We start from the raw sequence: 26,175 nt of genomic DNA, 5'->3' as shown, positions 1-26,175 counted from the left end.
CCTTACAGAGCAATTTCTCCTATTTCAGTTTAAACCGTTAAACTCTTGCAATCCGTCATTTAGGTTTTGCTCCACTGCCAGAGGGTAATGAATACTAACAGTTAAAGGAGGGTTTAACTATGGCGGATAATAAGATTTCAGAAAAAAATAATTCGATAGAACAAAATAAAAAGAAAGAAAACGATAGGGATATCGAACCCCAAAGAGAACCTGAGAAACCTCAGGAAGAAAACAGGAAATAAGGAGGAGGAATATTAGTGGCTGACAAAAACATTCAGGATGGAAAGATGGATAATCCCGAACAATATAAAACCGAGAAGGAAAGTTTATTTGATAAGTATGAGAGCGAAAAAAATGTTGATCCTTTACCAATGGAAGACTTAAAACAGGAGAAGGAAGAAGAAAAAAATGGATCAAAAATAAAGAGCAGTTCTTCAACAGAGGAAAAGTACAAAGCAGACTTTGAAACAATAAAAAAGAAAAAGCTGTTTGGCGATAAATATGACGATGGAACAAGAACATAAAAAATGCATGATATTATTAAGGACAAAATAAGCGTTAAAAGAAATATGCGAATTAAACTCCTGGCACCCAAAAGTGCCAGGTTTCTTTTCTAATATGGATTTATTGTCTTATTAAAATCCCTATAGTGGTTCAGATAATAATCTGCTCCAGGGGCTTCATTCTGAAAAAGGCAGGTCCTGATGCCAAGTTTCTTTGCCGGCAGAATGTCTATTTTCCTGTCCCCTATTGCTAAATCCACCTTATGCTTTTCGTGCAGAAATTCATAAGAAGCTGTGTGAGGCTTGCGCGGATAGCCATCGTCTCCTGCTACCATATCGTTAAAGTATCCATCTAATTTATGAAAGGTTAATATAGAAAGAACATCATCTCTTTCCTTGTGAGTCATGATCACATTCTTATCAGCCTGCTTTAATACCTGCTCCACATCAGGAAAAGGCTTTAAATCATTTGGACGCAGCTGTCTCGCCCTCATCCTTATTGTTTTTATTTGTTCTTCATTTAACTTGAAATGTTGAAAAGCATCGCTGAAAGAAACCTTTAGCTGACAAAAAATCTCTTCATCCGAAACCTTTTTATCATTCATAACCCCTCTGACGATCGCCGTATAAGCTGGATATGTATCAAATAAAGTGTCATCAAAATCCCAAAGTATATTCAACAGGCAAAGCTCCTTTCTATTTTCTTTTTATCCCCTTATATTAGTTATTATACTTCCATCCAATCTATTAAACTGCTTTTCCATTGTCATTAAATTACTTTGACAAACCTATAGCACAATGCTAATTTAATAGCTATAAGACAAAAACATAGCCCTGAGAAAATGGGTGAATTGTTAAAGGATGAATAAGAATGAACAAAGAAATTATTAAGTTAATCAGAAAGAGCTACAACATGACACAGCGCGATTTCGCAAGAGTTGTCAGCTGCAGCTTCTCTTTAATAGCTCTGGTTGAGGTGGGCAAGAGAAGAGTAACAGCTGATCTGGAAAACAAGATTAAAATAGCTTTTGACCTCGATGACCAGCAGATGCAGTCACTTGCTTCTCTTGTTTCAGAAATCAGCAAAGTTCCCCCTTTTATGTAAACAGAGGCAGCCGTTTTAAGACCTTACCTTCTAAGCTAAATCGACCACAAAGTAGCAGCCCGCCATTAATATAGGCATTTGCCGTGTCTCTCCGCCCATTTATGCATAGATTATAAAGAGTTTTAGGATTTTTGCATAAAAGGAGAGTGCCCAATGTATCCATATGGCTATTATCAAGGTTATCTTCCTCAGCCAGCAGCCCACTTCACCCCAGAATATGAAATTCAGCAGTTCGAACAATATGATACTGACAGACAGCCCCCGCAGCTAGAGAGAAGAGTTACTGCTTTGGAAAGGCAAAATCAGGAGCAATCCAGAGAGATTACCCGCCTTAACAGACAGCTGGTCAATTTGACTGACCAGGTCAGAATGCTAAATCAGACCGTTGACCGCCATACTCGAAGGCTGAACCGGCTAAACCAAAGACTAAGAGCAGTTGAGAATAGACTTAACATTCCTTTTACTCCATTTGACGGGGAATTCTAAGGGGAAATTTTGTACTTTTTGTCCTGGGATTTAGGATACCAAATTTGCCCCAATCTTATCGTGATTGGGGCATTGATTTTGATTAAATGGAAGGGTTTTTATGACTGCCAGGACCGGGGTTCGGACTCAAACTCCTTAACAATCAGGTTTCTGTCCGAAGTTGCCCCTGCTTCAGACTCAAACCTCCTTTAACCTTTGATTTGTGTCCGAAGTTCCTCCTGCTTCAGACTCAAACTTCCTTTAACCTTGATTTGTGTCCGAAGTTACCTCAGTTGGCTTCATCTTCTCCCGTCCAACCTTCCTTGTGTTACCTTAACCTGGCCAGGCGCTCGTAAACCTCTTTTAAGTTTGAGCACCCTGATTTATGAACTTCCTCGATTAAGCAGCACCACAGGAAAGCTGTCAGTTTTGCATCTCCCAGAGCATGATGGCGGCCCTTAACAGGGATGCCATAAAATTCACAGAGGTCTTCTAATTTTCTTAATGGTTTATTAGGATCGGCTATTCTATAAAGGAAGGAAGTATCTAATATCCTAAGCTTAAATGGCGTGCGAAAAAGCTTCCAGCTGCTATACTGCATAAAGCTTTTCTCGTGGTTCGCATGATGGGCAACCAGCGGCATTTCCTTTACAAATTCAAGAAAGCTAATCAATACCTCCGAGAGGGGAGGAGCTTTTTCTAAATCAGCCTCAGATAGACCTGTCAGCTCCTTTATTTCACTTGAAAGAGGCTTATCAAAATGAACAAGTGAATAAAAACTGTCTTCACTGACTTTCCCGCTAATAATTTTAACCGCACCAATCGAAATAATTTGATCCCCTTTATCCGGATAAAATCCAGTTGTCTCAATATCAAAGACAGCCACATTCAAATTCCCTAAGGGGATAGGCATTAAATCAGCATTCTGCAGCTCCCTCTGCATTTGTCTAATAAATGCTATATGATGCGGATTTTGACCATTCATTCCACCTAACATGTTAGTCTGAAGTTTGCCCTGAATACCTCTGACAAATTGGACAAAAGGATGGAACCTCATTAACCTGCACCCTTTTGAATGGTCCTGACCACAAATTGATGAAGCTTTCTGGCATCCTTTAAAATATCTTTCAGTTCATTTCGCTCTGATATTGATAAGGTTTTAAGCTGAATGTAGTGAGTATCATCATAGGCATCTGTTTGCCTGTATGACTGAAGCCTCCATTTTAACAAGACAGCAAAATTATTTCGATATTTACCTAATCCCCCATAGCCATTTATGTTCATAATCTTATTCATTCGGGCAATAGTAGATGTGTCCAGGATTCCTTCCTTCACAGCAAGAATTCTTACCGCATTTACATAAGGTATAAATGCAGCGTATTTTAGATCCAGCTCCCCTTGATGGCTTCCCTTTTCCTCTGCCAAAAGCTGGCCAAATGGACCTACTGATTTTTTCATATGCATGCTGGTCTCCACCATTCTGGTCAGCAGATGCGGGCTTTTTTGGAGATTCACGTGAATAAAGGATTTCAATTCTGCTATATACGCTTCCTCTCCTGCCAGCACTCTGCTGTCATAGAAAATATGGAGATTCCTGATCGTCTGCAGACTCTCCTCCTGCATCCATGCATGGATTTGTTCTTTCCATTCAGAAAGTGATTTACACCATAGCGGATTAGAGCTCATCACATTTCCTTCGCAAAATGGATAGCCAACAGCCTGTAAACCTTTTGAAACTTCCTCCCCCAGCTCTAAAAAATACTTTTCCGCTTCAGCAGCCCCTGATTCAAACACCAATCCGTGATCCTGGTCACTCAGAAAGCCCTGCTCCCTTCTCCCCGAGCTTCCCATTGTGAACCAGGCAAATTTCCATGAGGATGCCCTTTCAATTTTTTTGGTTCTTTCCAACGCCATACGAATAACAGCTTTCATGATAATGTCGTGAAAATCATTCAGAGCGCTGATATCTGAGCGGTATTTTAAGATCTGTTCCTCTTTCCACTTTTTTAGGGATTGATAAGAGTTAAATGTTGATTCCATCCAGGCACTCCCTTTAAAAGAAGCTCCAGTCTTGCTTACGAGCTTAACTTTTTGTTTTCATCAGCCATAAAGACTTCGGGATATCCATAGCTTCCATGTTCACTTAAATCCAATCCCATAATTTCTTCTTCCTCTGTTACCCGAAGTCCATTCAATACCTTCTTGGCAGCTGCCAAAATTATGAAGGATACAGCAAAAGCATAAAGGCCGGAAACAGCGACACCCATAAACTGTACTCCCAGCTGTTCAAAACCTCCCCCATAAAACAGCCCAGGTTTACCGACTGATGCCAATTCAGGTGTAGCAAAGAATCCAGTTGATAATGTTCCCCATACCCCGGCAGCACCATGAACAGATAGAGCAAAGATTGGATCATCGATTTTTCGCTTTTCAAAGAAACGCACACTGTAGAATACAAGGATTCCTGATACAAACCCTATAACGACAGCCGCCCATGTATCAACAAAAGCACAAGAAGCTGTAATTGCGACCAGACCTGCCAGGGCACCGTTAAGCATTGTCGGAACATCGGATTTACCCATAACCATCCATGAAATAATCAGTGCAGCAACTGCTCCAGCTCCGGCAGCAAGATTTGTGTTAAGAGCTACAAATCCAAAAAAACCATCTTCCACTGTCAAGGTACTGCCGGCGTTAAACCCAAACCAGCCAACCCACAGAATCAGCACACCCAAGGCTGTATATACCTGGTTATGGCCATAGATATTGTTAGCGGAACCATCTTTATTAAATTTTCCAATTCGGGGCTTAAGTAAAATGGTAGCTGCCAACGCTGCCATAGCACCCGTTAAGTGGACAACTGTTGAACCAGCGAAGTCCTGCTTGCCGTGTTCAGCAAGCCAGCCTCCTCCCCAAATCCAATGTGCGACGACAGGATAAACAATAGCAGAAAACAGTACGGTAAAGATGAGGTAAACGGAAAGTTTTGCACGTTCAGCAAATCCGCCTAATGCAATCGTAATGGAAATACCGGCAAATGCCATCTGAAATACGAAGAATACAGAAGAAGATAAGTTCATTCCCTCAAGCTCAGCACCTGAGTAAAAGAAATTTGATAACCCAACCAATATATTTGCTTGATCGCCGAAGATGAAACCAAAGCCAATGGCCCAAAATACCAATGATGATAAACCAAAGGTAAAAATCGTTTTACCGGCAATATGCCCCGCATTTTTCATCCTGGTCGAACCTGCTTCGAGCATAACGAAACCGCCAAGCATAAAAATGACTAAAATGGCTCCCAGCATTACCCAAAGACTATTCATTAAAAATGTGGCATCCAATTGTAATTCCTCCCTTTCTTGATTAATGTAAGGTTAATATTTAAATTCATGTTATATTTCCTTACATCATATAAATTTAATCTTTATTTTACTCTTTTTTACACTGATGTCAATAAGTTTTTTGAAAATTAATAACTTTTATGTTATAAAACCTTACATAATTAAATTATTTGGATTGGCAATTTTATAGTTGCATCTGCTGTTCTTTAATCGGTTAAGTTAAAAACGAGCATTTATTTGCTCAAATCATCGTCGGGAGTGATGTATCATGGCAAGAAACAAACTTTTGGTACCCGGTGCAGGAACTGTATTGGATCAAATGAAACAGGAAATTGCCAATGAGTTTGGAGTTCAGCTTGGTGCTGATACAACCGCACGAGCAAACGGTTCTGTCGGCGGGGAAATGACAAAGCGCCTTGTCGCGATGGCAGAGCAGCAGCTTAAAAACCAGCAAAATCAGTAAGATTGCTTGCTGGGATACCGGCCCTGCCCTAGGGCCGGTCTTTCACTCACCTAAACAGCACATTACAATGGAGGCATACCTATGACCAACAAAAATGACAACCGCGAAAGAAAAAACAAATATCCAAATAATAAAAAGCAGGATGCAGAGTTCTCAAGAGAAGCAGATATCCGAAGCGAAATTACTAAAAAAGATCTGCAAAAATAACAAAAAACAAAAAAGGCATGTCACCTGACTGCCTTTTTTTTGATATGGCTATCATACAAAATAAGGATTACTGCTCTTTTCCTTAAGCCTGCTGATCCTGCTTGATGAGGAGGCAAATACTCCCGCCTCACAAATAATTGCAAATAATGCTGTTCCAAAAGCAAGATGGAGAACAGCCCAGGATATTTCAATGTAACTTATAATTATCAGGATACCGATAATGATTTGCCCTAGTACCAGCAGGGAGGCAGCCATAAGCCGATTTTGCAATCCAGCCTCCCATCTATTCTTTAATGAAAGATATGTAAGAATAAATATGTAAAAAGCCAAAAACCCGGCCGCAAGCCTGTGTCCAGTCTGGATTATTTCCGGAAAAGATACTGGCATAAAGCCATTTGTGCATTCAAGCCAGCTGCAGGCCAATCCGAATGATTGGTGTTTAATATAAGCACCAAGAAATAAAGTAATAAGCAGCAAGAGCAACACTACTTTAAACTTGTTTTGAATACTCTGGTCTTTTCTTGTTTTAGTCCGCGATGGCTGTTCATCAGCACGTCGCCAGATCCAGATTAGCACAGCAAGAAAAACCATCGCCACCATAAGGTGAACTGACACAATTATAGCAGGCAAGTCCAGCCAAACCACAGCCGCCCCCAGTAAAATTTGAACTAATAAAAGCAGAATCATCACCTTAGAAGCTTTATCAAGTTCCCGCACCGGATTTGATTTTTGAATTCTAAAGTACAATACAGCTGTCATTATTCCAAGTACTGCACCAATAACTCTGTGAGCAAATTCAATTAAGGTATCTCCTTTCAATACCGGGATCACCAGCCCATTGCATAACGGCCACTCCGGCCCGCATCCCATGCCAGATTCCGAAGATGCGACATACCCGCCAAATACAATTAAAATATATGTAAGGATAATGGTTAATAACGCCTGACGTTTTACCTTCAAACTGCACACTCCTTATATTGCAAAATTCTAAATTTTGCAATCAGTTTATCAGAACACCGACAAACTTTCGGTGATATGTATCACAATACAAAAATATAGAGAGCGAGTTGCAATTCACACAGTAAAACGCCAGAGTTCCCTCTGGCGCTGAATGGTATTTTATCGCAGTCTAAAGGGCAGTAACACCCACACTGGTTGAAGTTTCACTTTATTATTTTGTAAAAGTCCGGCTATAAAGAGTTACATCCTCTATTTTAGAGCGATTAGGCTCATAGCCTATTCCTGGGCCCTGAGGCACGAATATAAACCCATCTTCCATAGTGACTTCAGGATCGATGATATCTTTTTTCCAATAATGGGAAGACGGGGCTGTATCACCAGGAAGTGTAAAATTGGATAGAGAAGTTATGGCTATATTATGTGCACGTCCTATTCCAGCTTCAAGCATTCCTCCGCACCACATCGGAATGTTATGAACTCTGCAAAGGTCGTGAATTTTTCTTGACTCTGTAAGCCCGCCAACCCGGCCAATTTTTAAGTTCATAATTCTGCAGCTTCCAAGCTCGATCGCCTTTCTGGCATCCTCAAAGGTATGTATACTTTCATCCAGGCAAATTGGTGTTTTCAAATGGCTTTGAAGCTTGGCATGGTCAATAATATCATCATGATCCAAAGGCTGCTCAATCATCATTAGATTAAACTCTTCCATCCTTTGAAGGTGACCAATATCATTAAGTGTATAGGCGCAATTAGCATCAGCCATAAGCTTAATATCAGGAAACTGGGCTCGGATGGCTTTTAAGATATGCACATCCCAGCCAGGCTTAATTTTCACTTTGATCCGCTGGTAGCCCTCTTTTACATATCCTTCAATTTGTTTAAGCATCTTTATTTCTGACTCCTGAATGCCGACACTAACGCCCACATCTATTTTTTCCTTTTCTCCGCCCAGAGCTTTTGAGAGCGAGACCCCTCTCTCCCTTGCATAAAGGTCCCAGACAGCACCCTCCAGCGCTGCTTTGGCATTAAAATTTCCCCTGATTGGCCTGAAAGCCTCTGAAACATCATCAGGGTGACGAATCTCTGATGCAAATAGGATCGGTATTAAATGATCACTCATAATATGCCAATTTGTTTTAACTGTTTCTTCATTGTAGATTGGCTCCATAATGGAAACCGACTCCGCCCAGCCGGACTGCCCGCTTTTTGATTTTACTTCAACCAGAATAAAGTCCTTATCCACTTCTGTTCCGACACTTGTAGTAAACGGATTCAGCAGCTCCATTTTCACGTGCCTTAAAATGACGCTTTTAATTTCCATATTCCCATTCTCCCGGCATTATCTCTTTTCCAAGAGATATAAGTATTGGTTTTCCGCAGCCTCGTGCTTTATAAGATCTGTTACAATCCAGCCTTTGCTGAGATAATGAGCAAACGCTTCTTTCGTGCTCTTTCTCCATTTCAGAGCCAATTCAAAATCCCGCTTTTTTATGTCCTGAAAATTCCCTGGGACCGGTATAAGAATTGTTTCATTTTCATAGTCTAAATTTACTTTTTCAGGGACTGCCAAACCATAAGCGGCCCCTGTTTCTATTGCCCTTGGCAGAACTTCAGCAGACAATTGGCGCACAGGACCCTCATCTTGAATTCGCCACTCCACTAAAAATCGATCAGATGGTATGCCTGCATTCATATGGTCTGACATTTCACCATAAGCATTTTCTATATAATGAGTGCATACAGCCCCGAGCTTATGGAGATTGAGATTCGCATTTACGGTTTCAAGAGGGTCGTATGTCCAGGAAATGAGATCATAGCCTTTTTCAAGCGCAGTCTGTTTTTGAGCGTATTTCAGCTTTTCACCAATCCCCAACGCCCGGTACTCCGGGTGAATCCCCAGGCTGTGGGAGCAAAGATATACCTTTGTGCCGTCAAAGCCGGGAAAGCTGTATTGAAAACCGATCAGTTCCTCTCCCAGGAACGCACCTAACACAAACCCTCCATTTTTAACCGTTGCAACTGTATGATTAACCGGCACAGCTTCTTCCACACTCCATATTCTTGCTTCAAGTTCGTATACTGCTTCGAGATCCTTAACTGTGTGAAGGTTTTTAATGGCCAGTGATGTTAATGCTTCTTGCTTCATAACCTTCCCCTTTCCCTAAAATTGCGATTAAATCCCTAAAATATAATATGAGCTACAGCAGCTACAATCGGCAGCGTAATAATAGTACGGAGAAGGAATATAAGAATTAAATCCTTTATGCTGACAGGGAGATTTGACCCTAAAAGCAGGCCGCCCATTTCAGACATGTAAACGAGCTGTGTTACAGAGACACAGGCAATGACAAATCTCGTCATTTCACTTTCAATGCCGCTGCCGATGACTGCCGGAAGGAACATGTCTGCAAATCCAACCACCATTGTCTGGGCCGCTTCTGCCGCTTCCGGAATTTGCATTAGAGCCAGGATTGGCTCAAACGGCTTGCCAAGAATCGTAAAAGCTGGGGTGAATTCAGCAATCACGAGGGCAACCGTTCCAATTGCCATAACAATCGGCAGAACTCCCATCCACATGTCTAAAACATTCTCCAAACCTTCTTTTACAACAGCGCCTGCACTATTATTTGTACGCGCTTTCTTAATAGCATTATTTAATCCCCATTTAACAGGTGTAGTATGTGAAGGAATAGAAGTTTCCTCTTTCATCACTGTTCCTTCATAAGCAGTATCAGCTTTTCTGGACAATGGCGGAATCCGCGGCATTACTACAGCTGCCACCAGACCAGCAAAGATAATTGTTAAATAGTAATGTATGAAGTATTGCTCTAAATTTAAATATTGAATAATGACAATCGTAAACGTTATGGAAACAACCGAGAAGGTAGTTGCAACAACTGCCGCCTCCCGCTTTGTATAATATCCTTCTTCATATTGTTTTGTCGTTAGCAGGACTCCAATTGTTCCATCACCTACCCATGATGCCAGACAATCAAGCGAAGAACGTCCCGGCAGCTTAAAAACAGGTCTCATCACTTTAATCAATAATGCACCAAAAAATTCGAGCAGGCCAAAATTTAATAAAAGCGGCAGCAATAAACCTGCCAGAAGAAAGGTAGTAAACAGGATCGGAATTAGATCATAGATTAAGAGTGCGCCAGTGTTCTCTGAATATACTGGTTCCAGACCAATCTCAAATAAAGTAATAATAGCAAAGACTGTTCCAAGCAAACGGGCTGCTACCCAAAATTTACTTACATTTAGCAATTTGTTCAAATAAGGGCTGTTTAAGATAAAGCCCGGTTTAAAAGCTACTGCTATCAGTGAACCAATAACTGATAGAGCCATTATAGTAACAGTAATCGCAGGTATGGAAGCACCCAGCAGCCCGTTAATTTGATTTGCTAAATATGCAACCGGGATTGTAATCCCTTCTTCTCCTTGAATCGGCACCATAAATAGTAAAACCCCGATCAGAGAAGGAATTAAAAATTTTAAATAGTCCCCGGTTGTGTAGGCTTGCCTTTCCTCCTGCTGAATTAATTTCTTTGAAAGACTGCTCATACGTATGCCCCCTTTTATTTTTCTGATTTTAACACCCTGCTGTTCAGCTTTATTCAACAAATAACTCCTGATCAGCGTATAAGATTTCCAGTTCCTGCTGTCTCTTGGCAATCCTTTCACGATCCTGTTCATCGATACCCGCGATCAGCACTTCCAGTAAACTAATAACCGATGCAATTGAATGATGTCCGGTATCCATTAGTTCATCAGTAGTAAGTGTGACTGCAGCCATCTGCCCGATCGGCGAAAGCTGCCTGTCTGTAATGGCAATCATCCTGGATCCCTTCCTCTCAGCGAATGAGGCAAGCTTTATGGTTTCCTTTCGATAGCGAGGGAAAGAAAAAATGACAACTGCTGACTGTTCTGTCAAATCACACACATCCTCAGGAAGAAAACCGTGAGGGCCTGAAATATAAACATTTACCCTCATTTGTTTAAGAGTGTAATAGAACCAGTATGCGGCCGCAAAAGAGCTGCCAAAACCCCCAATATAAACCCTGTCTGCCTGAATTAAGGCATCAACTGCTTTCCAAAGCTCTCTTTCATCAACCTGATCAAGCAATTGCCGAAGTATTTTCCTCTCTTGATCAATGACTCTCTTAAACAGGTTCTCTTTTGCTGCATTTATTATGTAAGAGTCATTTTCATCTGCAGCCTGCTGTTTCCCTGCAAGCCAGTCTTTTCTGATTTGTTCCTGCATTTGGGAATAACCGCTGAACCCAAGTGCATACGCAAGCCGAATGACCGTTGTCTCACTGACTCCTGCATTTCTGCCAACTTGAAATGCGGTTAACAACACCGCCTCATTAGCATGCTCCATAATAAATTCAGCTGCTTTCCTCTGTCCTGGCGAGAGGGATGAATAGTTTTCCTTAATCATCTGGTTCATTGTTTTCTTATCCATGCCGGCTCCTCATGAATAGTGAAGGAAAAACTTCTTATGCAAATTATAAAGCATGAAATGCTTCTCAAACAAGAAGATTTTCTACTATTCAAAATTATTTTTATTTAAATTTCGTTTAGAAATCCACTCTATTATGTGAAGGTAATCCTTCTTTTAGTAAATTCTAAAGGATGAAATACTTCTTTAGCAAGAGAAAAATGTATTTTTAAAAATAAAAATTTATTTTTATTCATTAAATCATATTTCCTTATGATGAATGACTTATAAAATATTTTTCAATGCTAACCTTTGATATACTTAAACGTCTAAAATAATTTTTAGGCAAACGGTTGCATCATTTTCCCGCCCGTGTTATTTTAAGGTAATAATTAAACTAAATAGTATTTTCATAGAATAAATTCATGCATTCATCGAAATTTTTTTGTGAAATTATGGGAATGCTTTTTTAGTCCACATAATGAAAGCCCATACAATAAGGGAGAGAAGAACAATGAAAAAATTATTTTCTTTTGATTTCTGGCAAAAGTTTGGAAAGGCATTACTTGTAGTAGTGGCTGTAATGCCAGCTGCAGGTATTATGATTTCACTTGGCAAGCTTGTTGGCATGACAGGTACTGACATAGCATTTGTGCAAGCGATTGCACGAGTTTTGGAGGATATCGGCTGGGCCATTATTACAAATCTTCATATCTTATTTGCAGTTGCAATTGGCGGTTCCTGGGCTAAGGAGCGTGCAGGCGGAGCGTTTGCAGCTCTTATTGCTTTCATTCTGATTAATAGAATTACAGGCGCCATATTCGGAGTAAAGTCCGACATGTTAGGTAATACCGAGGCCACGGTAAAATCCCTTTTTGGACAAGATCTTATTGTCCCGGACTATTTCACTTCTGTTTTAGGTGCACCAGCATTAAATATGGGAGTATTCGTCGGGATTATTTCAGGTTTTCTTGGCGCAAATTTATTTAACAAGTATTATAACTATGATAAATTGCCAAATTCACTTTCCTTTTTCAATGGAAAGCGATTTGTACCCTTCACTGTAATCGGCGGCTCTGCTGCTGCAGCCTTGGTCTTATCAATTGTTTGGCCATTTATTCAAGGATTATTAAATGATTTTGGACAATGGATTGCTACATCACGGAATACAGCACCTGTTATCGCTCCATTTGTTTTTGGCGCACTGGAAAGATTGCTTCTTCCATTTGGATTGCATCATATGCTGACAGTCCCAATTAATTATACAGAGCTCGGCGGAACTTATAAAATCCTTACAGGCTCTAATGCAGGTTCAACGGTCGCTGGACAAGATCCGCTATGGCTCGCATGGATTGCCGACCTGAATAACTTTTTGGCTGCAGGAGATACAGAAAGCTATAAGCAATTGCTGAATGACGTTACCCCTGCCCGCTTTAAAGTTGGCCAAATGATTCTGTCCGCTGCTGCCTTAATGGGAATTGCGCTTGCAATGTACCGCAATGTAGATCCTGAGAAAAAGAAGAAATACAAATCGATGTTCTTCTCCGCTGGTTTGGCAGTATTCTTAACTGGAGTAACAGAACCGATTGAATTTATGTTCATGTTTGCTGCTCCACTTCTTTATATCGTGTATGCAGTTATGACAGGTCTGGCATTTGCAGTCGTTGACATTATTAATATCCGTGTTCATTCTTTTGGCATCATTGAATTGATTACAAGAACACCAATGATTATAAAAGCTGGCTTATGGCTGGATCTTGTAAACTTTGTAATTGCCTGCCTCGTATTCTTCGGACTAAACTTTTGGGTTGCCAATTTTATGATCAGAAAATTTAACTTCCCTACACCAGGACGCAATGGAAACTATATTGAAGAAGAAAATAGTGTTTCATCTTCAGAAACTTCAGTCAAGAAAAATTCACTGGCTCCTGTGTTAATCGAATTATTAGGCGGAAAAGAAAATATTGAAGACGTTGATGCCTGTATGACCCGCTTGCGTGTCACAGTAAAGGACACTGCATCAGTTGCTGGTGAACAGGACTGGAAGAAGAATGGAGCTTTAGGTCTTATCGTTAAGGACAAAGGCGTTCAGGCAATTTATGGACCAAAAGCAGATGTCCTTAAATCTGATATCCAAGATCTTCTGGGAGCTTAACAATGAAATTATTAACTCTAAACTGTCACTCATGGCAGGAGGAACAGCAGCTGGAAAAAATCAAAATTCTTGCTGAGGCTATTAAGGGGAACCGCTATGATGTCATCGCTCTGCAGGAAGTCAGCCAGCATATCAAAGCCCCTTTAATAGATGGCCATATTAGAAAAGATAACTATGCATTGCTGTTAATCGAAGAATTGAGAAAATTAGGTGTGGAAGATTACGTTTTTAAATGGGATTTCTCACATATTGGGTATGATATTTACGAAGAGGGTCTTGCCATATTGACAAAACATGAAATAAAAGAGGATTTTTCCTTCTTTATTACCCAAAATAAAGACCAGTCACACTGGAAGACACGAAAAATTATTGGTGTTAAATTAGTTTACAAAAACAGACCAATTACCTTTTATTCTTGTCACCTTGGCTGGTGGGATGATGAAGAAGAATCCTTTAAGTTTCAGGCTGAATCTCTTCTTGCACATGCATCTAAAGATGAACCCGCCATTTTTATGGGTGATTTCAACAGCTCGGCGTATGTCCGCAATGAAGGTTATGACTTTCTCATCGGCAAAGGGCTTTATGACACCTTTGAATTAGCAGACAAGCAGGATTCAGGAGTGACGGTTAAAGGCAAAATTGCCGGCTGGGACGAAAATAAACATGAGATGCGCATCGACTTGATTTTATCATCGTATCCGATCCATCCAAAATATTCCCGAGTTATTTTTAATGGCACAAACAAACCCATCATTTCCGATCATTATGGAGTGGAAATTGAAATTTAGCCATAAAGAAAATCCCTGACAATAGAGTCAGGGATTTTCTTTATACCGTCAGCCTGTAAACCGGTTCGGGATGAAAGGCCTGAAAAATCTCCCCTGTCGGTTCAAAACCAACTTTCTCATATACACGAATAGCCGGCTCGTTCTCCTTGATGACAGATAGATAGATTTCATGGCACCCATATTTCTCTTTCATTTCCTCAATTACAAGTTTAATAGCCGGTACGCCATAGCCTTTCCCCTGAAATTGATGTCCAAGCATCAGACTGACAAGTTCATAGCGGCCATGCTTTTTATCCAGACCATGAGTCGCAAAGCCAATTAATGATTCGCTATCGTATATACCTTTACATGTCCAGCCATTGACTGAAGCCAGAGCAATGAAAAAAGCATTGGAACCGACAAAGCTTTCGAAAATTTGAAACTTCTTTTCCTGCTCTTCTTCAGATTTCAAATTTATAATCTCAAAAAAATTTTTCTCTGTAACAGGTTTAAGTCGTAAATCCATGTCATCTTTCCTCTCATTGCAAATCATTCCTAAAAATAAATTCGCAGCCATAGCCAAGGATTCCTTTATAAAAAGATAAAAAGCCTCCCGCTAAAATTTATAGGGAGGCTCCTGCATTATTACTTTTTCCGTTTCTTTGTCAATCTGCCTAATAAGAAAGCTCCTGCTGCAACACCAATGACAGTATTTGTTTTCTTGGTAAATACCTGCTTGGCCACAAGGTTTAAGTTCTGCGGCCGTTCTGCCAGGCGTCTCATGAAGTAGCCATACCAGTCATGTCCGAAAGGAACATATGTGCAGAAATTATAGCCTTCAGCTGCAAGCTTCAGCTGCATATCTTTGCGGAAGCCATATAGCATTTGGAATTCGAATTTGTCTTTAGGGACATTGTTAGCCCTTACAAAATCTTTTACATGATTAATTACATTATGGTCATGTGTTGCAATTGACGTGAATTTGCCATTCAACAGATGCCATTCTATTAATTTAATAAAGTTAGCGTCAATGTCATTTTTGTCCTGATAAGCAATTTCTTCAGGCTCCTTGTAAGCACCTTTGACAATCCGCAGCCGGAAATTCTGATATTTCTTCAGGTCTTCTTCAGCATCCAGGAAATATGCCTGAATAACTGTACCGAAGTTATTGTATTCTTTGGATAACTCATCCAAAATGTCAAAGGAAGGCTGCAGGCGCTTGGAGTCTTCCATATCCATATTCACAAATATACCATACTGGCTTGCTCTCTCTACTATCTCCCTAACATTTTCCAGGCAGAATGAGTAGTCAATATCAAGGCCTAATTGAGAAGGCTTTAAAGAGATATGTGCATCCACCTGATTTTCATGAATGGCCTCTATCACTTCTATTATTTGTTTTTTCGCTTCTGCCGCCTCTTCTTTTTTATATACAAATTCCCCGAGGTTATCGACAGTACAAGAGATGCCATGAGCATTAAGCTCTTTTATGCTCTGAATAGCTTCTTCTAAATTTGTCCCCGCAACTACATTCTGCGCACCTAACTTCAATCCATATTTCTTTGCAGCGCTATTCAGAAATTCGTTCTGGGAAAGGCCTATAAACAGATCTTTCAACATAGAAATATCCCCTAACTCTTGTAATTTCACAATAAAATTATAGCATAGATTTTAAATAAAAATTATTTTGTGAATTATTATATTTTAACGATTCCCTATCACTGTTTCGTTAAAACATGGGAGGAGTTCTCAGTTCAAAAACAAATTCCCTATAAACAAAAAAATGCCCGGCTATCGGCAGCCAGGCACTTTAAGTATGATTCCGACTGGGTTCGAACCAGCGACCTCTACCCTGTCAAGGTAGCGCTCTCCCAGCTGAGCTACGGAATCGTTATGAATATTTCCCTGTATCGGGGACAATATAAAATATACTTCTTTCTAACATAAAAGTCAATACCTATATTTCATTCATAGACTATAAAGTTAGCAGCCGGGAAGCTAGATTACATTCCCATTACAATTTCTGCATTTATGCCTTAAAGGTATCTTTTTGAGAATTTTTGCTTTATAATGCCCTCTATATGATTCATTTGTTAGTTGAATCAAACTATACAGGGTTACGGAAGGAGAAATATCAATGAAGAAACTAATGTATCCCTTTTTACTAGTATTAATATCTGCTGTTTTAGCTGCTTGCGGAGCTGACGATAAAAGCAAGAGTGCAGATAAAAAAGAAGAACCGAAAACAGCTGAAACCGATCAGCAGGACCAGCAAAAGCAAATGGAAGAAATGCAAAAGAAAATGGATAAGCAAAAGCTTGATGAAGAAAAGACAGTTGCCATTGTGAATGACCAGGAAGTTCTTGGACGTGAGTATAACAGTGTACTTACTTCTTCACAAATGATGTATCAGCAAATGGGACAAGACCCTACTACAAAAGATGCTGCAGAGAAAATTAAGAAGCAGACACTTGATAGTCTAGTGGGCCAGACACTTCTTCTCCAGGAGGCTGATAAAAAAGGCTATAAAGCTTCTGATGAAGAAGTCAAAAAGCAGCTCGAAGAAACAAAAGGACAATTCAAAAATGATAAGGAATTTGAAACAGCAATGAAACAGGCTGGCCTTAATCCCGATTCATTAGAGAAGGAAATTGCCAACAATATTAAATATACGAAATACATCGAAGGCGAGATTAAACCTGAGAATGTTACAGATGCTGACATTCAAAAATTCTATGAAGAATATGCAAGCCAGGGTGGTGCTGAAGGACAGGAGCCCCCTAAATTGGAAGAAGTAAAACCGCAGATCAAACAGCAGCTCGAACAGCAAAAACAGCAGGAAATGCTCGTTAAGCATGTAGAAGATTTGAAGAAAAATGCAAAAATTGATATTAAAGTATAATTATCATTGAGCAGCTCCCATTTACGGGAGCTGTTTTTCTATGTTTATTCATCATGGAATCTATTGGATATCTTCTTCCCCTTGAGTAATTATTTAAATGCTGTAATATGTATTGGGGAGGATTCTACATGATTAAACACACTACATTCATTCAAATAATTGCAGGTTATTTAATTCTCACTCTTGGTGTTTCACTAATCATCTTATCCAATCTTGGTGCAGGTGCCTGGGACACTGTTTATGTCGGGCTTTTCAATAAATTCGGTCTTACCATTGGAACCTGGTCATTCCTGGTTACGGCTTCCCTTATATTTTTCAATGCCATACTTTCCTGGGAAAAGCCGCAGTTTAAATCATTTATTGGAACCATTTTAGCGAGTCTGGGGATCGATTTTTGGATGGAGCTTGTTTTTAGCGGCTTCACCGTTACACACTATCCATATCAGATACTTGCCTTCTTTACTGGTATTATACTTTTGGGCTTCGGAGTATCTATCTATATCCGACCGCAATTATTCAGCGGCCCTATTGATGGATTAATGATCGCAACTGCCAAAAGGCTCAATATCAGTATGAAGACTGCACGTATTATTAATGAATTTTTAGCATTGGCCATTGGCCTTCTCTTAGGCGGGCCGGTCGGAATGGGTACTTTGTTAGTAGCCATCTTTTTAGGCTATGCCATACAAAATGGGACTGTCCTTCTAAATCACTTAAAAGATAAGGGATTAAAGATTATTTAAAAGACTTCATTTAAGAGGTCTTTTTTTATGCGAACAAATTTTCGTATTTCACTTGATTAGGAACGAACGTTCGTTTATAATGTAAATAAAAGTAAGGAGGGATTTCTCTATGAAAGGAATTCTTTATCGAGCTATGGAAGAGAGAAAGCCTGTGGAAATCATTTATCTCTCCAAACGCAATTCATTTTCACAAAGAAAAATATTAATCAAAGAACTTCGAGGCAGCACGATTTTAGCCTATTGTTTATATAGAAAACAAATGCGTATCTTTAATTTGAATCATATCATGTCCATTTTACCGGAAAAGAAGGCTCGCCAGATCAGCTAAAAAGACCAGTTCACTTCATTCATTAAGGCTGTATTTCACAGAAGAAGTACGGCTTTTTATTATGCTTCCTTCCCGATTATCCTGCTCCCTTTGGGGTATATATTCTCTAACTGGGAATGGACCCTAAAATTTCCCATGATTAGGAAAGGAAGGATGTTATGAAATCTATCTCATTAATTACTGCATTGTTTGCAGGCAGCCTTTTACTGGCAGGCTGTAATCAGACTGAAGAGCAAATTGTAGAGGAGGAAGACAAAAACAACCCTTCTACGGAAGAACAGCGGGCAGAAACGGAGGAAACACCAGAAGAAAACAAAAGAATAACTGAAGAAGTTGGCTTGGGAGACACTCGAGACCTTTTCACAGAGGCTTATGGTGAAAATAAAAACAACGAGGAGATAGCCCGCTTTAATGGAGACAGTATGCTGGTAGAGTTTAAAACCCATCGCGCAGTTAATGTTGAGCTGCAATTTGAAGATATGGAAAAAGAGATGAGTAATGAAGAGGCTCTTGCATTTATCGAAAAAAGGATTCCGAAAGATGCTGAGGAAGTTAACAGAGTCAAAGATGATAATAACCAGCGTGAAATCATTGAGTATAAAAGCAAACTATTAAAAGAAACCCTCAGTGAAGAAGTATATGAAGGCGATGAACCCGGTACATTCACAGTTCTATTAACAAGCAGCGAAGAAGATTATGTCAGTGCCACACTTTCTATCGGCCATAGCGACCAAGGAGCTTGACATCCCCAGCAAACAGAAGCAAAAAGGAAGGATCTCATATGAGCATCCTTCCTTTTTTTCTGTAAATTATCTTTGTACTTCGGGAAATTCCTGATCAAGCGCGTGATCTTTTTTTAACAAATTAAGCTGTTTGCGGCTTGGCCTGATCGTCTTTTTTTATGAAAACCTGCAATGCAATTAACAGGATAAAGATACATAATCCTACAATATCAGTAACCCCTTCAGGGTAAATAAGCAGCAGGCCTCCTGCAATTCCAAGCAGTCTTTCAAAAATATTCAATTTACGCAGCCAGTAGCCAATTACACCCGCGCCAATAGCCATCATACCTGCCAAAGCGGTGAATACTACCCAGATTAAGTAATACCAAGTGGTGTCGATCATCAATAACTCCGGTGACAGGACAAACATGTATGGGATAATAAAAGCTCCGATGGCAAGCTTGGATGCTGTTACTCCTGTCTTTATCGGATCTCCGCCGGATACTCCAGCTGCAGCAAATGCTGCAAGAGCAACTGGAGGTGTGACATCTGCCACAATACCGAAGTAGAATACAAATAAGTGAGCAGATAAATCAGGTACGCCCAGGAGAATGATTGCCGGGGCGGCTATTGTTGATGTAATAACATAGTTTGCCGTTGTAGGTGATCCCATTCCAAGGATAATTGCTGCAACCATTGTCAGCATCAAAGTAGGAATCAACAGCCCGCCGGAGAGATCAAGAAGGCCATTCGCCATCTTTAATCCAAGACCTGTCTTTACAACTACCCCAACAATAATACCTGCCGCAGCTGTTGCTGCAGCAACGCCCAAAGCTGTGCGTGCACCATCAACTAAAGCATCGATTGCATCTCTGAATCCAATACGTGTTTCCTTGCTAATCATACTTACCGCAACCGTAATGACAATTGACCAAAGAGCAGCACGAATTACGCTCATTCCGCTCATCAGCAGGATGATAACTGCTAAAATCGGCAGCAGCAGATAAATTTTCTTCATTACTTCTTTGCGGTTAGGCATCTCTTCGTCTTTAAGGCCCCTAAGACCTACACGTTTCGCTTCAAAGTGAGTCATGATCCAGACTCCTGCAAAATATAGAAGAGCAGGAATTGCAGCTGCCTTTGCAATATCCCAATATGTAATTCCGCCGCCAATAAACTCAACCATGAGGAATGCAGCAGCACCCATAATTGGAGGCATTATCTGGCCGCCAGTTGATGCAGTCGCTTCAACTGCGCCAGCGAATTCTTTTTTGTAGCCAAGCTTTTTCATCATAGGGATGGTAAAAGAGCCTGAAGTTACTACGTTAGCTACAGAACTTCCGCTAATCGTTCCCTGTAGTGCACTTGAGAAAATGGCAACCTTCGCAGGTCCGCCTGTTCTCTTTCCAGCGATGGATACGGCCAAATCATTAAAATACTGGCCAACCCCCGTTTTTACAAGGAACGAACCAAATAACAAGAATAGGAAAATAAATGTAGCAGATACGCCTAAAGGGGTACCCAGGATTCCCTCGGTCGTAAAGAACATGGTCTGCACCAATCTTTCTAAATCAAGACCCCGGTGCGCCAAAAATGCCGGCATATATGGCCCGAACATCGCATAGGCAAGAAAAATGACAGCAATAATGGTGATGGGAAGACCAACCGCACGCCTGGTTGCTTCCAGAACCAGAAGAACTGCAATTAGACCAACATAAAAATCAATCTCGGTCAGACGCCCGGCCCTCATGACAATTTCATCAATAAAAAGTGGCCAATAAGCTCCTACAGCAATACCCAGTATAGCTAAAATGATATCATACCAGGCAACCTTATGCTTTCGTCCCCTGTCTTTCTTCCTTGCAGGGAATAACAGAAAGATTAAGGCTAATGCAAAACCTAAATGAATGGAACGCTGCAGCTGGGCTGTAAGCATCCCGAAAACCCCTGTATATAAGTGGAAAAGCGAAAATGCTAAAAGCCCAAAAAAGACGATCCAGCCTAATACTCCTCCTAATTTCCTTGTACCAGCCTCTGGATCATATTTCTCCAGCAATTTCTGCTGTTCCTCAAGAGATAATGTTTCCCCTTTATTTTCCAAGGATATTCACTCCTTTCAATACCTCGAATAAGTTTATTTTTTTTGCCTTTATTCTTACCCATGTACCGGGTTCGATATAATCTGTAAGGACATATTCCTGGCCTTGCAAAATCAATCTGTGATTCGCTCTGACCTTACCCAGCCTTAAGTCAAATGAAGGAAAAACCCTATTCATATTCTTAATATAATATTTGCCGTTCTTTTGTTCAAATGTTTCTCCATCTGAAGCATTTTCAGGCATGCCAATGGCAAAATCCTCATACATGAGTTCGAACAATTTAATACTTCCATTTCCGGTTATAGTATAGCTTTCTACAACATCCGTAAGGTGGATGGAATGTGTATACTTTATCTTAAATGTTCTGTTCTCTTTAATCGGGAAATAAGCAATCACCTTTCCTTTGTTTTGATACTCAAAAACAACTGTCTGCTTAATGGGTATGAAGAACATGATTGCGATGGTTATGATTACGAGGAGTGCCAGGACCGCCTTTTTATACCCTGGCTTATTAAAGTTCATGAAACCTCCGCCTAAAAAAATTTGTCAGCTTTTACAATTGATTGCCACTTCATTTAAAAAAATTAATTGACCGGCGCAATAACCTTATCAGGTTTTACAGCCGGCCAGATTTCATCATTTGATTATGTTAGTGAAAGATTATTCAGCTTTAAAGCCTTTTTCGTCAAAGTACTTTTTAGCACCAGGGTGCAGTTCAATACCAGTACCTTTAACAGCATTTTCAGCCTTAATCATTTTTCCTTTGGCATGTGTAACTTTATCAAGGTTCTCAAAGATTGCTTTCGTAACATCGTAAACTACATCCTCTGAAAGGTCATTTGAAACAACAAGCATTGCCTGTACTGCTACTGTCGGCACAGCTTCTGCAAGCTTATATGTTCCAGATGGCACTTCATCCTTCACATAGTAAGGGTATTTCTCAATTAATGCATCGATTTTATCCTGCTCAATCGGAACAATCACAACGTCTTCAGTTGCAGAAAGTCCTTCTACAGCACCTGTAGGAGTTCCTGCTGTAACGAATGCTGCATCAATAGTGCCATCCTGAATTCCGGCAGTTGACTCATCAAAAGAAAGATCCTGTTTTTGAATGTCATCCAATTTGATTCCATGCACTTCAAGAATCTGTTCTGCGTTTGCAGCAGTTCCTGAACCAGGTGCTCCGATTGAAACTTTTTTGCCTTTTAAGTCTTCAACAGATTTAATGCCAGATTTTGCAGTAGTAACGATCTGGATCGTTTCCGGATAAAGTGTGCCGATCGCACTTACATTGTCCACTGCTGCACCTTCAAACATTAATTTACCTTCTTGGGCATATGAAGCAATGTCAGTTTGAGAGAATGCAATCTCTGCATTTCCATCTTTCAGTGTGTTCATGTTTTCTGCAGATGCACCTGAAACTTCAGCATTTGTATCAATGCCTGTTGCATCAGAAATAATCTCAGCGAATGATCCGCCCAGCGGATAGTATGTACCGCCTGTTCCACCAGTCACGATGCTCATAAACTTAGGCTTGTCTGCTCCGCCTTCTCCATCTCCGCCGCCTTCATCTTTTCCGCCGCCGCAGGCTGCAAGAACCATAGTAAGCGCTAACAGTAGAGCTGTAGCCAGGAATATACTTCTCTTTTTCATCCTATTTCCCCCTTATAAAGATTAGATTTTATCAATTATATACTAACATAAACCTTATTAGAATTGTCAAATGATTCCTAGCTGCATTATGATATGGAAACTTACTTACTCCAATAAAATTGTATCCCGGTCTATGAATGAGAATGCAAGTAAAAAGCAATTCCTATATATATATGATAAAATCATCATGTAAACTCTTACATAAAGACTAAACGGAGGAACAGACATTATGGATTACCCTAGAGGATCAATACAGGATATCAGGATTCAAAGCAAAGAACTGGGTGAAGAAGTTGAACTGCTCATTTATTTGCCCGCTTCCTTCTCACCTTTATATAAATATACTGTTGTTATAGCTCAGGACGGGAAGGATTACTTCCAGCTGGGAAGAGTCGGACGCATCGCAGATGAACTATTAGATGGAAAAGAAATCGAAAACATCATTATTGTTGGTGTCCCTTATAAAAACGTCAAGGACAGATGGGAGAAATATCATCCGGATGGTAGACAGCATAATGCATATATCCGTTTTCTTGCACATGAACTTGTTCCATATCTTGACCGTGAATTCCCTACCTATCAAATGGGAATGGGACGAGCACTTATGGGAGATTCCCTTGCTGCAACTGTTTCCTTAATGGCGGCCCTTCAATACCCTAATACTTTCGGGAGGTTAATTCTTCAATCACCTTATGTTGATAACTCCGTTTCAGAAGCAGTAGAGGAATTTACGCATCCTCACCTTCTTAATATTTATCATGTTATCGGGAAAGGCGAGACATCTGTAAAAACCACAGGAGGGGAAGAGAAAGATTTTCTTACTCCAAACCGGGATCTTTCCAATTTGTTTAAGCAAAGGAAATTTCCTTACTTCTATGATGAATTCGATGGAGATCATACCTGGACATACTGGCAGCCTGATTTAAAAAGGGCATTAAAGTTTATGTTTTAACTGAAAATTGAGTGAAAAGAACTATACTCCGCTATAAAAAGATTACCTAAGCTCACTGCTTTTTATTGTGAAAAAAGGTATAATTATATAGTGAATTTAGAAAATTTGCTATAATAGTTCAACAAAGTGTTTTTCATTTAAGTTAACCTACAAATTATAAAAATTATTAATAAACATGGAGGTTGTTGTATGGAGACTAATTACGGCATCGTTATTTTTCCGTCAAAAAAGCTGCAGGATTTGGCCAATTCTTATAGAAAGCGGTATGACCCGCATTATGCTCTAATTTCTCCGCATATAACTTTAAGATCGCGCTTTGAAGCATCTGAAGAAGAAATAAAGCGGCTGACAGAAACACTTTATGAAATAGCTAATAAACACGACCCATTTCAAATAAATGCATCAAAAATCAGCTCTTTCCAGCCTGTCAACAATGTGATTTATTTCAAAATTGAGCCTTCAGCACAGCTCGAAGAGTTACATGTTGAACTAAATGATCATATTAGCGGAGAAACACCCGAGTATAATTTTGTCCCACATATTACCATCGGGCAAAAACTCTCCAATGATGAGCATTCAGATGTTTATGGAAGCTTAAGGATGCAGCCCGTGAATCATGAAGAGGTTATCGATCGTTTTCACCTTCTGTATCAGCTGGAAAATGGTTCTTGGACCGTTTATGAAACATTCAGGCTAGGAAAGGAATAGTGAAATGGAAGTAAAAGTTGTATCATCTGAGCAAGAACTGCAAGATGCTTTCTCAGTAAGGAAACACGTTTTTGTCAGCGAGCAAAATGTTCCTGAAGAAGAGGAAATCGATCAGTTCGAGGACGAAGCAGTCCATTTTGTACTTTATAATAATGGCATGCCTGCAGGTGCCGGAAGGTTTCGTACCGTTGACGGCAATGGCAAAGTGGAAAGAATTTGCGTATTGAAGGAACACCGCAAGAGCGGATCCGGAAAAGCAATAATGGATAAAATTGAGGAACATGCTTTGAAACAGGGATTGTCTGCCTTAAAATTAAATGCCCAGACTCAGGCCATACCTTTTTATGAAAAACTGGGCTATAAGGTGATCTCCGAAGAATTTATGGATGCCGGAATCCCGCACCATACAATGAAGAAAACGATATAACGGACAAGCTCCTGCCATGATGGCGGGAGCTTTTTTGATGCCTCATCCCAGACAAAACGCGTTAGAAGCTGCTTTGAAACTTATATGCAATAATTATCGGGCTTTCTGCAAACACTATTTGGGATACAGCATTCTAAGGAGTGATTTGAATGGAATATTTACATATCTTAAGTGTACTAGTGGTAGGATATATTTTCTTGTTTATTATGGCAAAACTCCTGGGAAAAACACAAATTACACAAATTACTCCTTTTGATTTTATCTCAGCCATCGTGCTAGGCGAGCTGGTTGGCAATGCTTTATACGACCAGGAGACTGGAATACCCGAGATTTTCTTTGCTGTTACAGTATGGGGAACTTTAATTTACGCGACGGAAATCATTACTCAGAAATATAAACGGGCACGCAAGCTTCTTGAAGGTGAACCCTCAATAGTTATAAAAAAAGGGAAAATTATTTACGAAGAACTGAAGAAAAATCATCTTGATATCAATCAGCTTCAGCACCTCCTCCGATCAAAAGATGTTTTTTCAATCAGGGAATGTGAATATGCCATTCTGGAAACAGATGGAACGGTCAGCGCATTAAAAAAGCCGCTTTTCGCGGCACCAACCATTCAGGATTTAAATCTCCCAATAAATAATGCAGAACTGCCTGTAACATTAATTTTAGACGGAGAGGTGGTTTGGGATAATCTGAAGAGTATTAATTGGGACGAAAAGATACTAAAGAATGAAATAAAAAAATTGGGAGCGAGCGGTGTCAAAGATGTTCTGTATGCTGAATGGAAAAAAGGAGAGGCATTGCACGTGCAAACGTACTAAGCCTCTCCTTTTTCTGCCTGATGGCTCTTTCTTATATGCATACACTAATAAAACGCCCTTTTCCTGTCAGCTCTCCATATGTTTCTTCTGCTATTTTCCTTGTGTTGCGTGTTTGGGTGTTTTCCCGCTCCTTAGTAATTGATTTAGTTGACCTTCTTTGAAAATCAAGGGGAAGTTCGTGGCGGAAAGCTTTTTCATTGGATTGTGCTGATATCCTGGCAACTGGCACGAACCGAAAAGGATCATACTTTGTGCCAATCTCTCTTTCTGCATACTGATTATATTGATATGAAGTTACAGGCAGAATATAGCCCATGAAGAATCCCCTTTCGATTATGTATTTATCGCAGTCTAACGGGCAGTAAGACCCCCACTTCATTACTCAGAGGAATCAAAGGAGGATA

Annotated in this window: 31 protein-coding genes and 1 tRNA gene; 16 read left to right on the top strand and 16 right to left on the bottom strand. The window is 40.0% G+C overall.

What is annotated here, in order from left to right; genetic code table 11:
- Window positions 1-119 precede the first annotated feature (119 nt).
- Both CE058_RS11570 and CE058_RS11565 read left to right on the top strand, forming a co-directional pair.
- Window positions 120-242 (top strand): 3-methyladenine DNA glycosylase, encoded by a 123-nt coding sequence (locus tag CE058_RS11570; protein ID WP_163142694.1) that lies wholly within the window; start codon window positions 120-122, stop codon window positions 240-242.
- Between the two features lie 15 nt (window positions 243-257).
- Entirely contained in the window at window positions 258-524 is a 267-nt protein-coding gene (locus CE058_RS11565; protein ID WP_163142691.1) for a hypothetical protein, read from the top strand.
- An 89-nt stretch (window positions 525-613) separates the two neighbouring features.
- Here the strand turns inward: CE058_RS11565 and CE058_RS11560 are convergent, their stop codons facing one another.
- Window positions 614-1,183, bottom strand: a complete 570-nt coding sequence (locus CE058_RS11560) for an HAD hydrolase-like protein (protein ID WP_163142688.1) — start codon at window positions 1,181-1,183, stop codon at window positions 614-616.
- 191 nt (window positions 1,184-1,374) lie between these two features.
- Here CE058_RS11560 and CE058_RS11555 point away from each other — a divergent pair, with 191 nt between their 5' ends.
- Entirely contained in the window at window positions 1,375-1,608 is a 234-nt protein-coding gene (locus CE058_RS11555) for a helix-turn-helix domain-containing protein (RefSeq protein ID WP_076256850.1), read from the top strand.
- 153 nt (window positions 1,609-1,761) lie between these two features.
- Window positions 1,762-2,094 carry a hypothetical protein gene (locus tag CE058_RS11550; protein ID WP_048009100.1) on the top strand — a complete coding sequence of 111 codons (333 nt, stop codon included), beginning with the start codon at window positions 1,762-1,764 and terminating at the stop codon, window positions 2,092-2,094.
- 307 nt (window positions 2,095-2,401) lie between these two features.
- Here CE058_RS11550 and CE058_RS11545 read toward each other — a convergent pair whose 3' ends face one another.
- From CE058_RS11545 to CE058_RS11535, 3 genes are read right to left on the bottom strand one after another with little or no spacing between them, the layout of a single operon-like run.
- Window positions 2,402-3,130 (bottom strand): exonuclease domain-containing protein, encoded by a 729-nt coding sequence (locus CE058_RS11545; RefSeq protein ID WP_163142686.1) that lies wholly within the window; start codon window positions 3,128-3,130, stop codon window positions 2,402-2,404.
- Window positions 3,130-4,113 (bottom strand): DUF294 nucleotidyltransferase-like domain-containing protein, encoded by a 984-nt coding sequence (locus tag CE058_RS11540; RefSeq protein ID WP_163142684.1) that lies wholly within the window; start codon window positions 4,111-4,113, stop codon window positions 3,130-3,132. The genes CE058_RS11545 and CE058_RS11540 overlap by 1 nt, the downstream gene beginning before the upstream one ends.
- A 35-nt stretch (window positions 4,114-4,148) precedes the next feature.
- Entirely contained in the window at window positions 4,149-5,417 is a 1,269-nt protein-coding gene (locus CE058_RS11535) for an ammonium transporter (RefSeq protein WP_163142681.1), read from the bottom strand.
- Between the two features lie 268 nt (window positions 5,418-5,685).
- On the opposite strand from CE058_RS11535, the gene CE058_RS11530 reads away from it, so the two are divergent.
- Both CE058_RS11530 and CE058_RS25090 read left to right on the top strand, forming a co-directional pair.
- Window positions 5,686-5,880, top strand: a complete 195-nt coding sequence (locus CE058_RS11530) for an alpha/beta-type small acid-soluble spore protein (RefSeq protein WP_076256841.1) — start codon at window positions 5,686-5,688, stop codon at window positions 5,878-5,880.
- Window positions 5,881-5,961: 81 nt separating this feature from the next.
- Window positions 5,962-6,087, top strand: coding sequence for a hypothetical protein (locus tag CE058_RS25090; protein ID WP_258750025.1), 126 nt, complete (start codon window positions 5,962-5,964; stop codon window positions 6,085-6,087).
- Between the two features lie 51 nt (window positions 6,088-6,138).
- On the opposite strand, the gene CE058_RS11525 is transcribed toward CE058_RS25090, so the two are convergent.
- The 5 genes from CE058_RS11525 to CE058_RS11505 all read right to left on the bottom strand — a co-directional run bounded on the left by CE058_RS11525 (window position 6,139) and on the right by CE058_RS11505 (window position 11,515).
- Entirely contained in the window at window positions 6,139-7,047 is a 909-nt protein-coding gene (locus CE058_RS11525) for a COX15/CtaA family protein (protein WP_163142679.1), read from the bottom strand.
- Window positions 7,048-7,258: 211 nt separating this feature from the next.
- On the bottom strand, window positions 7,259-8,368 hold the full coding sequence (menC, locus tag CE058_RS11520; protein WP_163142676.1) for an o-succinylbenzoate synthase: 1,110 nt from the start codon (window positions 8,366-8,368) through the stop codon (window positions 7,259-7,261).
- An 18-nt stretch (window positions 8,369-8,386) separates the two neighbouring features.
- The gene (locus tag CE058_RS11515; RefSeq protein ID WP_163142673.1) at window positions 8,387-9,193 is read right to left on the bottom strand and encodes a GNAT family N-acetyltransferase; all 807 of its coding nucleotides are present in this window, start codon (window positions 9,191-9,193) and stop codon (window positions 8,387-8,389) included.
- A gap of 35 nt (window positions 9,194-9,228) precedes the next feature.
- Window positions 9,229-10,611, bottom strand: coding sequence for a YjiH family protein (locus CE058_RS11510; protein WP_163142670.1), 1,383 nt, complete (start codon window positions 10,609-10,611; stop codon window positions 9,229-9,231).
- 49 nt (window positions 10,612-10,660) lie between these two features.
- Window positions 10,661-11,515, bottom strand: a complete 855-nt coding sequence (locus tag CE058_RS11505; protein WP_163142667.1) for a MurR/RpiR family transcriptional regulator — start codon at window positions 11,513-11,515, stop codon at window positions 10,661-10,663.
- Between the two features lie 490 nt (window positions 11,516-12,005).
- On the opposite strand from CE058_RS11505, the gene CE058_RS11500 reads away from it, so the two are divergent.
- Window positions 12,006-13,646, top strand: coding sequence for a PTS transporter subunit IIBC (locus CE058_RS11500; protein ID WP_163142664.1), 1,641 nt, complete (start codon window positions 12,006-12,008; stop codon window positions 13,644-13,646).
- 2 nt (window positions 13,647-13,648) lie between these two features.
- On the top strand, window positions 13,649-14,434 hold the full coding sequence (locus CE058_RS11495) for an endonuclease/exonuclease/phosphatase family protein (RefSeq protein ID WP_048009090.1): 786 nt from the start codon (window positions 13,649-13,651) through the stop codon (window positions 14,432-14,434).
- A gap of 40 nt (window positions 14,435-14,474) precedes the next feature.
- Here CE058_RS11495 and CE058_RS11490 read toward each other — a convergent pair whose 3' ends face one another.
- From CE058_RS11490 to CE058_RS11480, 3 genes are all read right to left on the bottom strand, one after another.
- Window positions 14,475-14,939 (bottom strand): GNAT family N-acetyltransferase, encoded by a 465-nt coding sequence (locus CE058_RS11490; protein WP_163142661.1) that lies wholly within the window; start codon window positions 14,937-14,939, stop codon window positions 14,475-14,477.
- A 119-nt stretch (window positions 14,940-15,058) separates the two neighbouring features.
- Window positions 15,059-16,033, bottom strand: a complete 975-nt coding sequence (locus CE058_RS11485; RefSeq protein WP_163142658.1) for a proline dehydrogenase family protein — start codon at window positions 16,031-16,033, stop codon at window positions 15,059-15,061.
- Window positions 16,034-16,230: 197 nt separating this feature from the next.
- Window positions 16,231-16,303: transfer RNA gene (locus CE058_RS11480), tRNA-Val, on the bottom strand.
- A 247-nt stretch (window positions 16,304-16,550) separates the two neighbouring features.
- On the opposite strand from CE058_RS11480, the gene CE058_RS11475 reads away from it, so the two are divergent.
- The 4 genes from CE058_RS11475 to CE058_RS11460 all read left to right on the top strand — a co-directional run bounded on the left by CE058_RS11475 (window position 16,551) and on the right by CE058_RS11460 (window position 19,129).
- Window positions 16,551-17,315, top strand: coding sequence for a SurA N-terminal domain-containing protein (locus tag CE058_RS11475; protein ID WP_163142655.1), 765 nt, complete (start codon window positions 16,551-16,553; stop codon window positions 17,313-17,315).
- A 128-nt stretch (window positions 17,316-17,443) separates the two neighbouring features.
- Window positions 17,444-18,058: a YczE/YyaS/YitT family protein gene (locus tag CE058_RS11470; protein WP_048009085.1), complete on the top strand. Its 615-nt coding sequence runs from the start codon at window positions 17,444-17,446 to the stop codon at window positions 18,056-18,058.
- Between the two features lie 109 nt (window positions 18,059-18,167).
- On the top strand, window positions 18,168-18,386 hold the full coding sequence (locus CE058_RS11465; protein WP_048009084.1) for a hypothetical protein: 219 nt from the start codon (window positions 18,168-18,170) through the stop codon (window positions 18,384-18,386).
- Between the two features lie 158 nt (window positions 18,387-18,544).
- Window positions 18,545-19,129, top strand: a complete 585-nt coding sequence (locus CE058_RS11460; protein WP_048009083.1) for a hypothetical protein — start codon at window positions 18,545-18,547, stop codon at window positions 19,127-19,129.
- Window positions 19,130-19,250: 121 nt separating this feature from the next.
- On the opposite strand, the gene CE058_RS11455 is transcribed toward CE058_RS11460, so the two are convergent.
- The 3 genes from CE058_RS11455 to CE058_RS11445 form a co-directional block, all read right to left on the bottom strand.
- Window positions 19,251-21,209 (bottom strand): TRAP transporter permease, encoded by a 1,959-nt coding sequence (locus CE058_RS11455; protein ID WP_048009082.1) that lies wholly within the window; start codon window positions 21,207-21,209, stop codon window positions 19,251-19,253.
- Entirely contained in the window at window positions 21,199-21,729 is a 531-nt protein-coding gene (locus CE058_RS11450) for a DUF1850 domain-containing protein (protein ID WP_163142652.1), read from the bottom strand. Before CE058_RS11450 ends, CE058_RS11455 begins: the two co-directional genes overlap by 11 nt.
- 138 nt (window positions 21,730-21,867) lie before the next feature.
- Entirely contained in the window at window positions 21,868-22,860 is a 993-nt protein-coding gene (locus CE058_RS11445; protein WP_048009080.1) for a TAXI family TRAP transporter solute-binding subunit, read from the bottom strand.
- 229 nt (window positions 22,861-23,089) lie between these two features.
- Between CE058_RS11445 and CE058_RS11440 the strand changes: the two genes are divergently transcribed.
- The 4 genes from CE058_RS11440 (at window position 23,090) to CE058_RS11425 (ending at window position 25,771) form a co-directional block, all read left to right on the top strand.
- Complete coding sequence (locus tag CE058_RS11440) at window positions 23,090-23,812, top strand: alpha/beta hydrolase (RefSeq protein WP_204260533.1); 723 nt, start codon at window positions 23,090-23,092, stop codon at window positions 23,810-23,812.
- Window positions 23,813-24,001: 189 nt separating this feature from the next.
- Window positions 24,002-24,520: a YjcG family protein gene (locus CE058_RS11435; protein ID WP_163142650.1), complete on the top strand. Its 519-nt coding sequence runs from the start codon at window positions 24,002-24,004 to the stop codon at window positions 24,518-24,520.
- Window positions 24,521-24,524: 4 nt separating this feature from the next.
- A complete protein-coding gene (locus tag CE058_RS11430) occupies window positions 24,525-24,947 on the top strand; it encodes a GNAT family N-acetyltransferase (RefSeq protein WP_048009077.1) in 423 nt (140 codons plus the stop codon).
- Window positions 24,948-25,096: 149 nt separating this feature from the next.
- A complete protein-coding gene (locus CE058_RS11425; RefSeq protein WP_048009076.1) occupies window positions 25,097-25,771 on the top strand; it encodes a DUF421 domain-containing protein in 675 nt (224 codons plus the stop codon).
- A gap of 31 nt (window positions 25,772-25,802) precedes the next feature.
- On the opposite strand, the gene CE058_RS11420 is transcribed toward CE058_RS11425, so the two are convergent.
- Window positions 25,803-26,087 (bottom strand): hypothetical protein, encoded by a 285-nt coding sequence (locus tag CE058_RS11420; protein WP_163142647.1) that lies wholly within the window; start codon window positions 26,085-26,087, stop codon window positions 25,803-25,805.
- Window positions 26,088-26,175: the final 88 nt, after the last annotated feature.

Origin of the sequence: Bacillus sp. 22-7 (assembly GCF_010628845.1) — a bacterium.
GTDB classification, from domain to species: domain Bacteria; phylum Bacillota; class Bacilli; order Bacillales; family Cytobacillaceae; genus Cytobacillus; species Cytobacillus firmus_B.
This window is presented reverse-complemented; position numbering and strand designations above follow the sequence as displayed.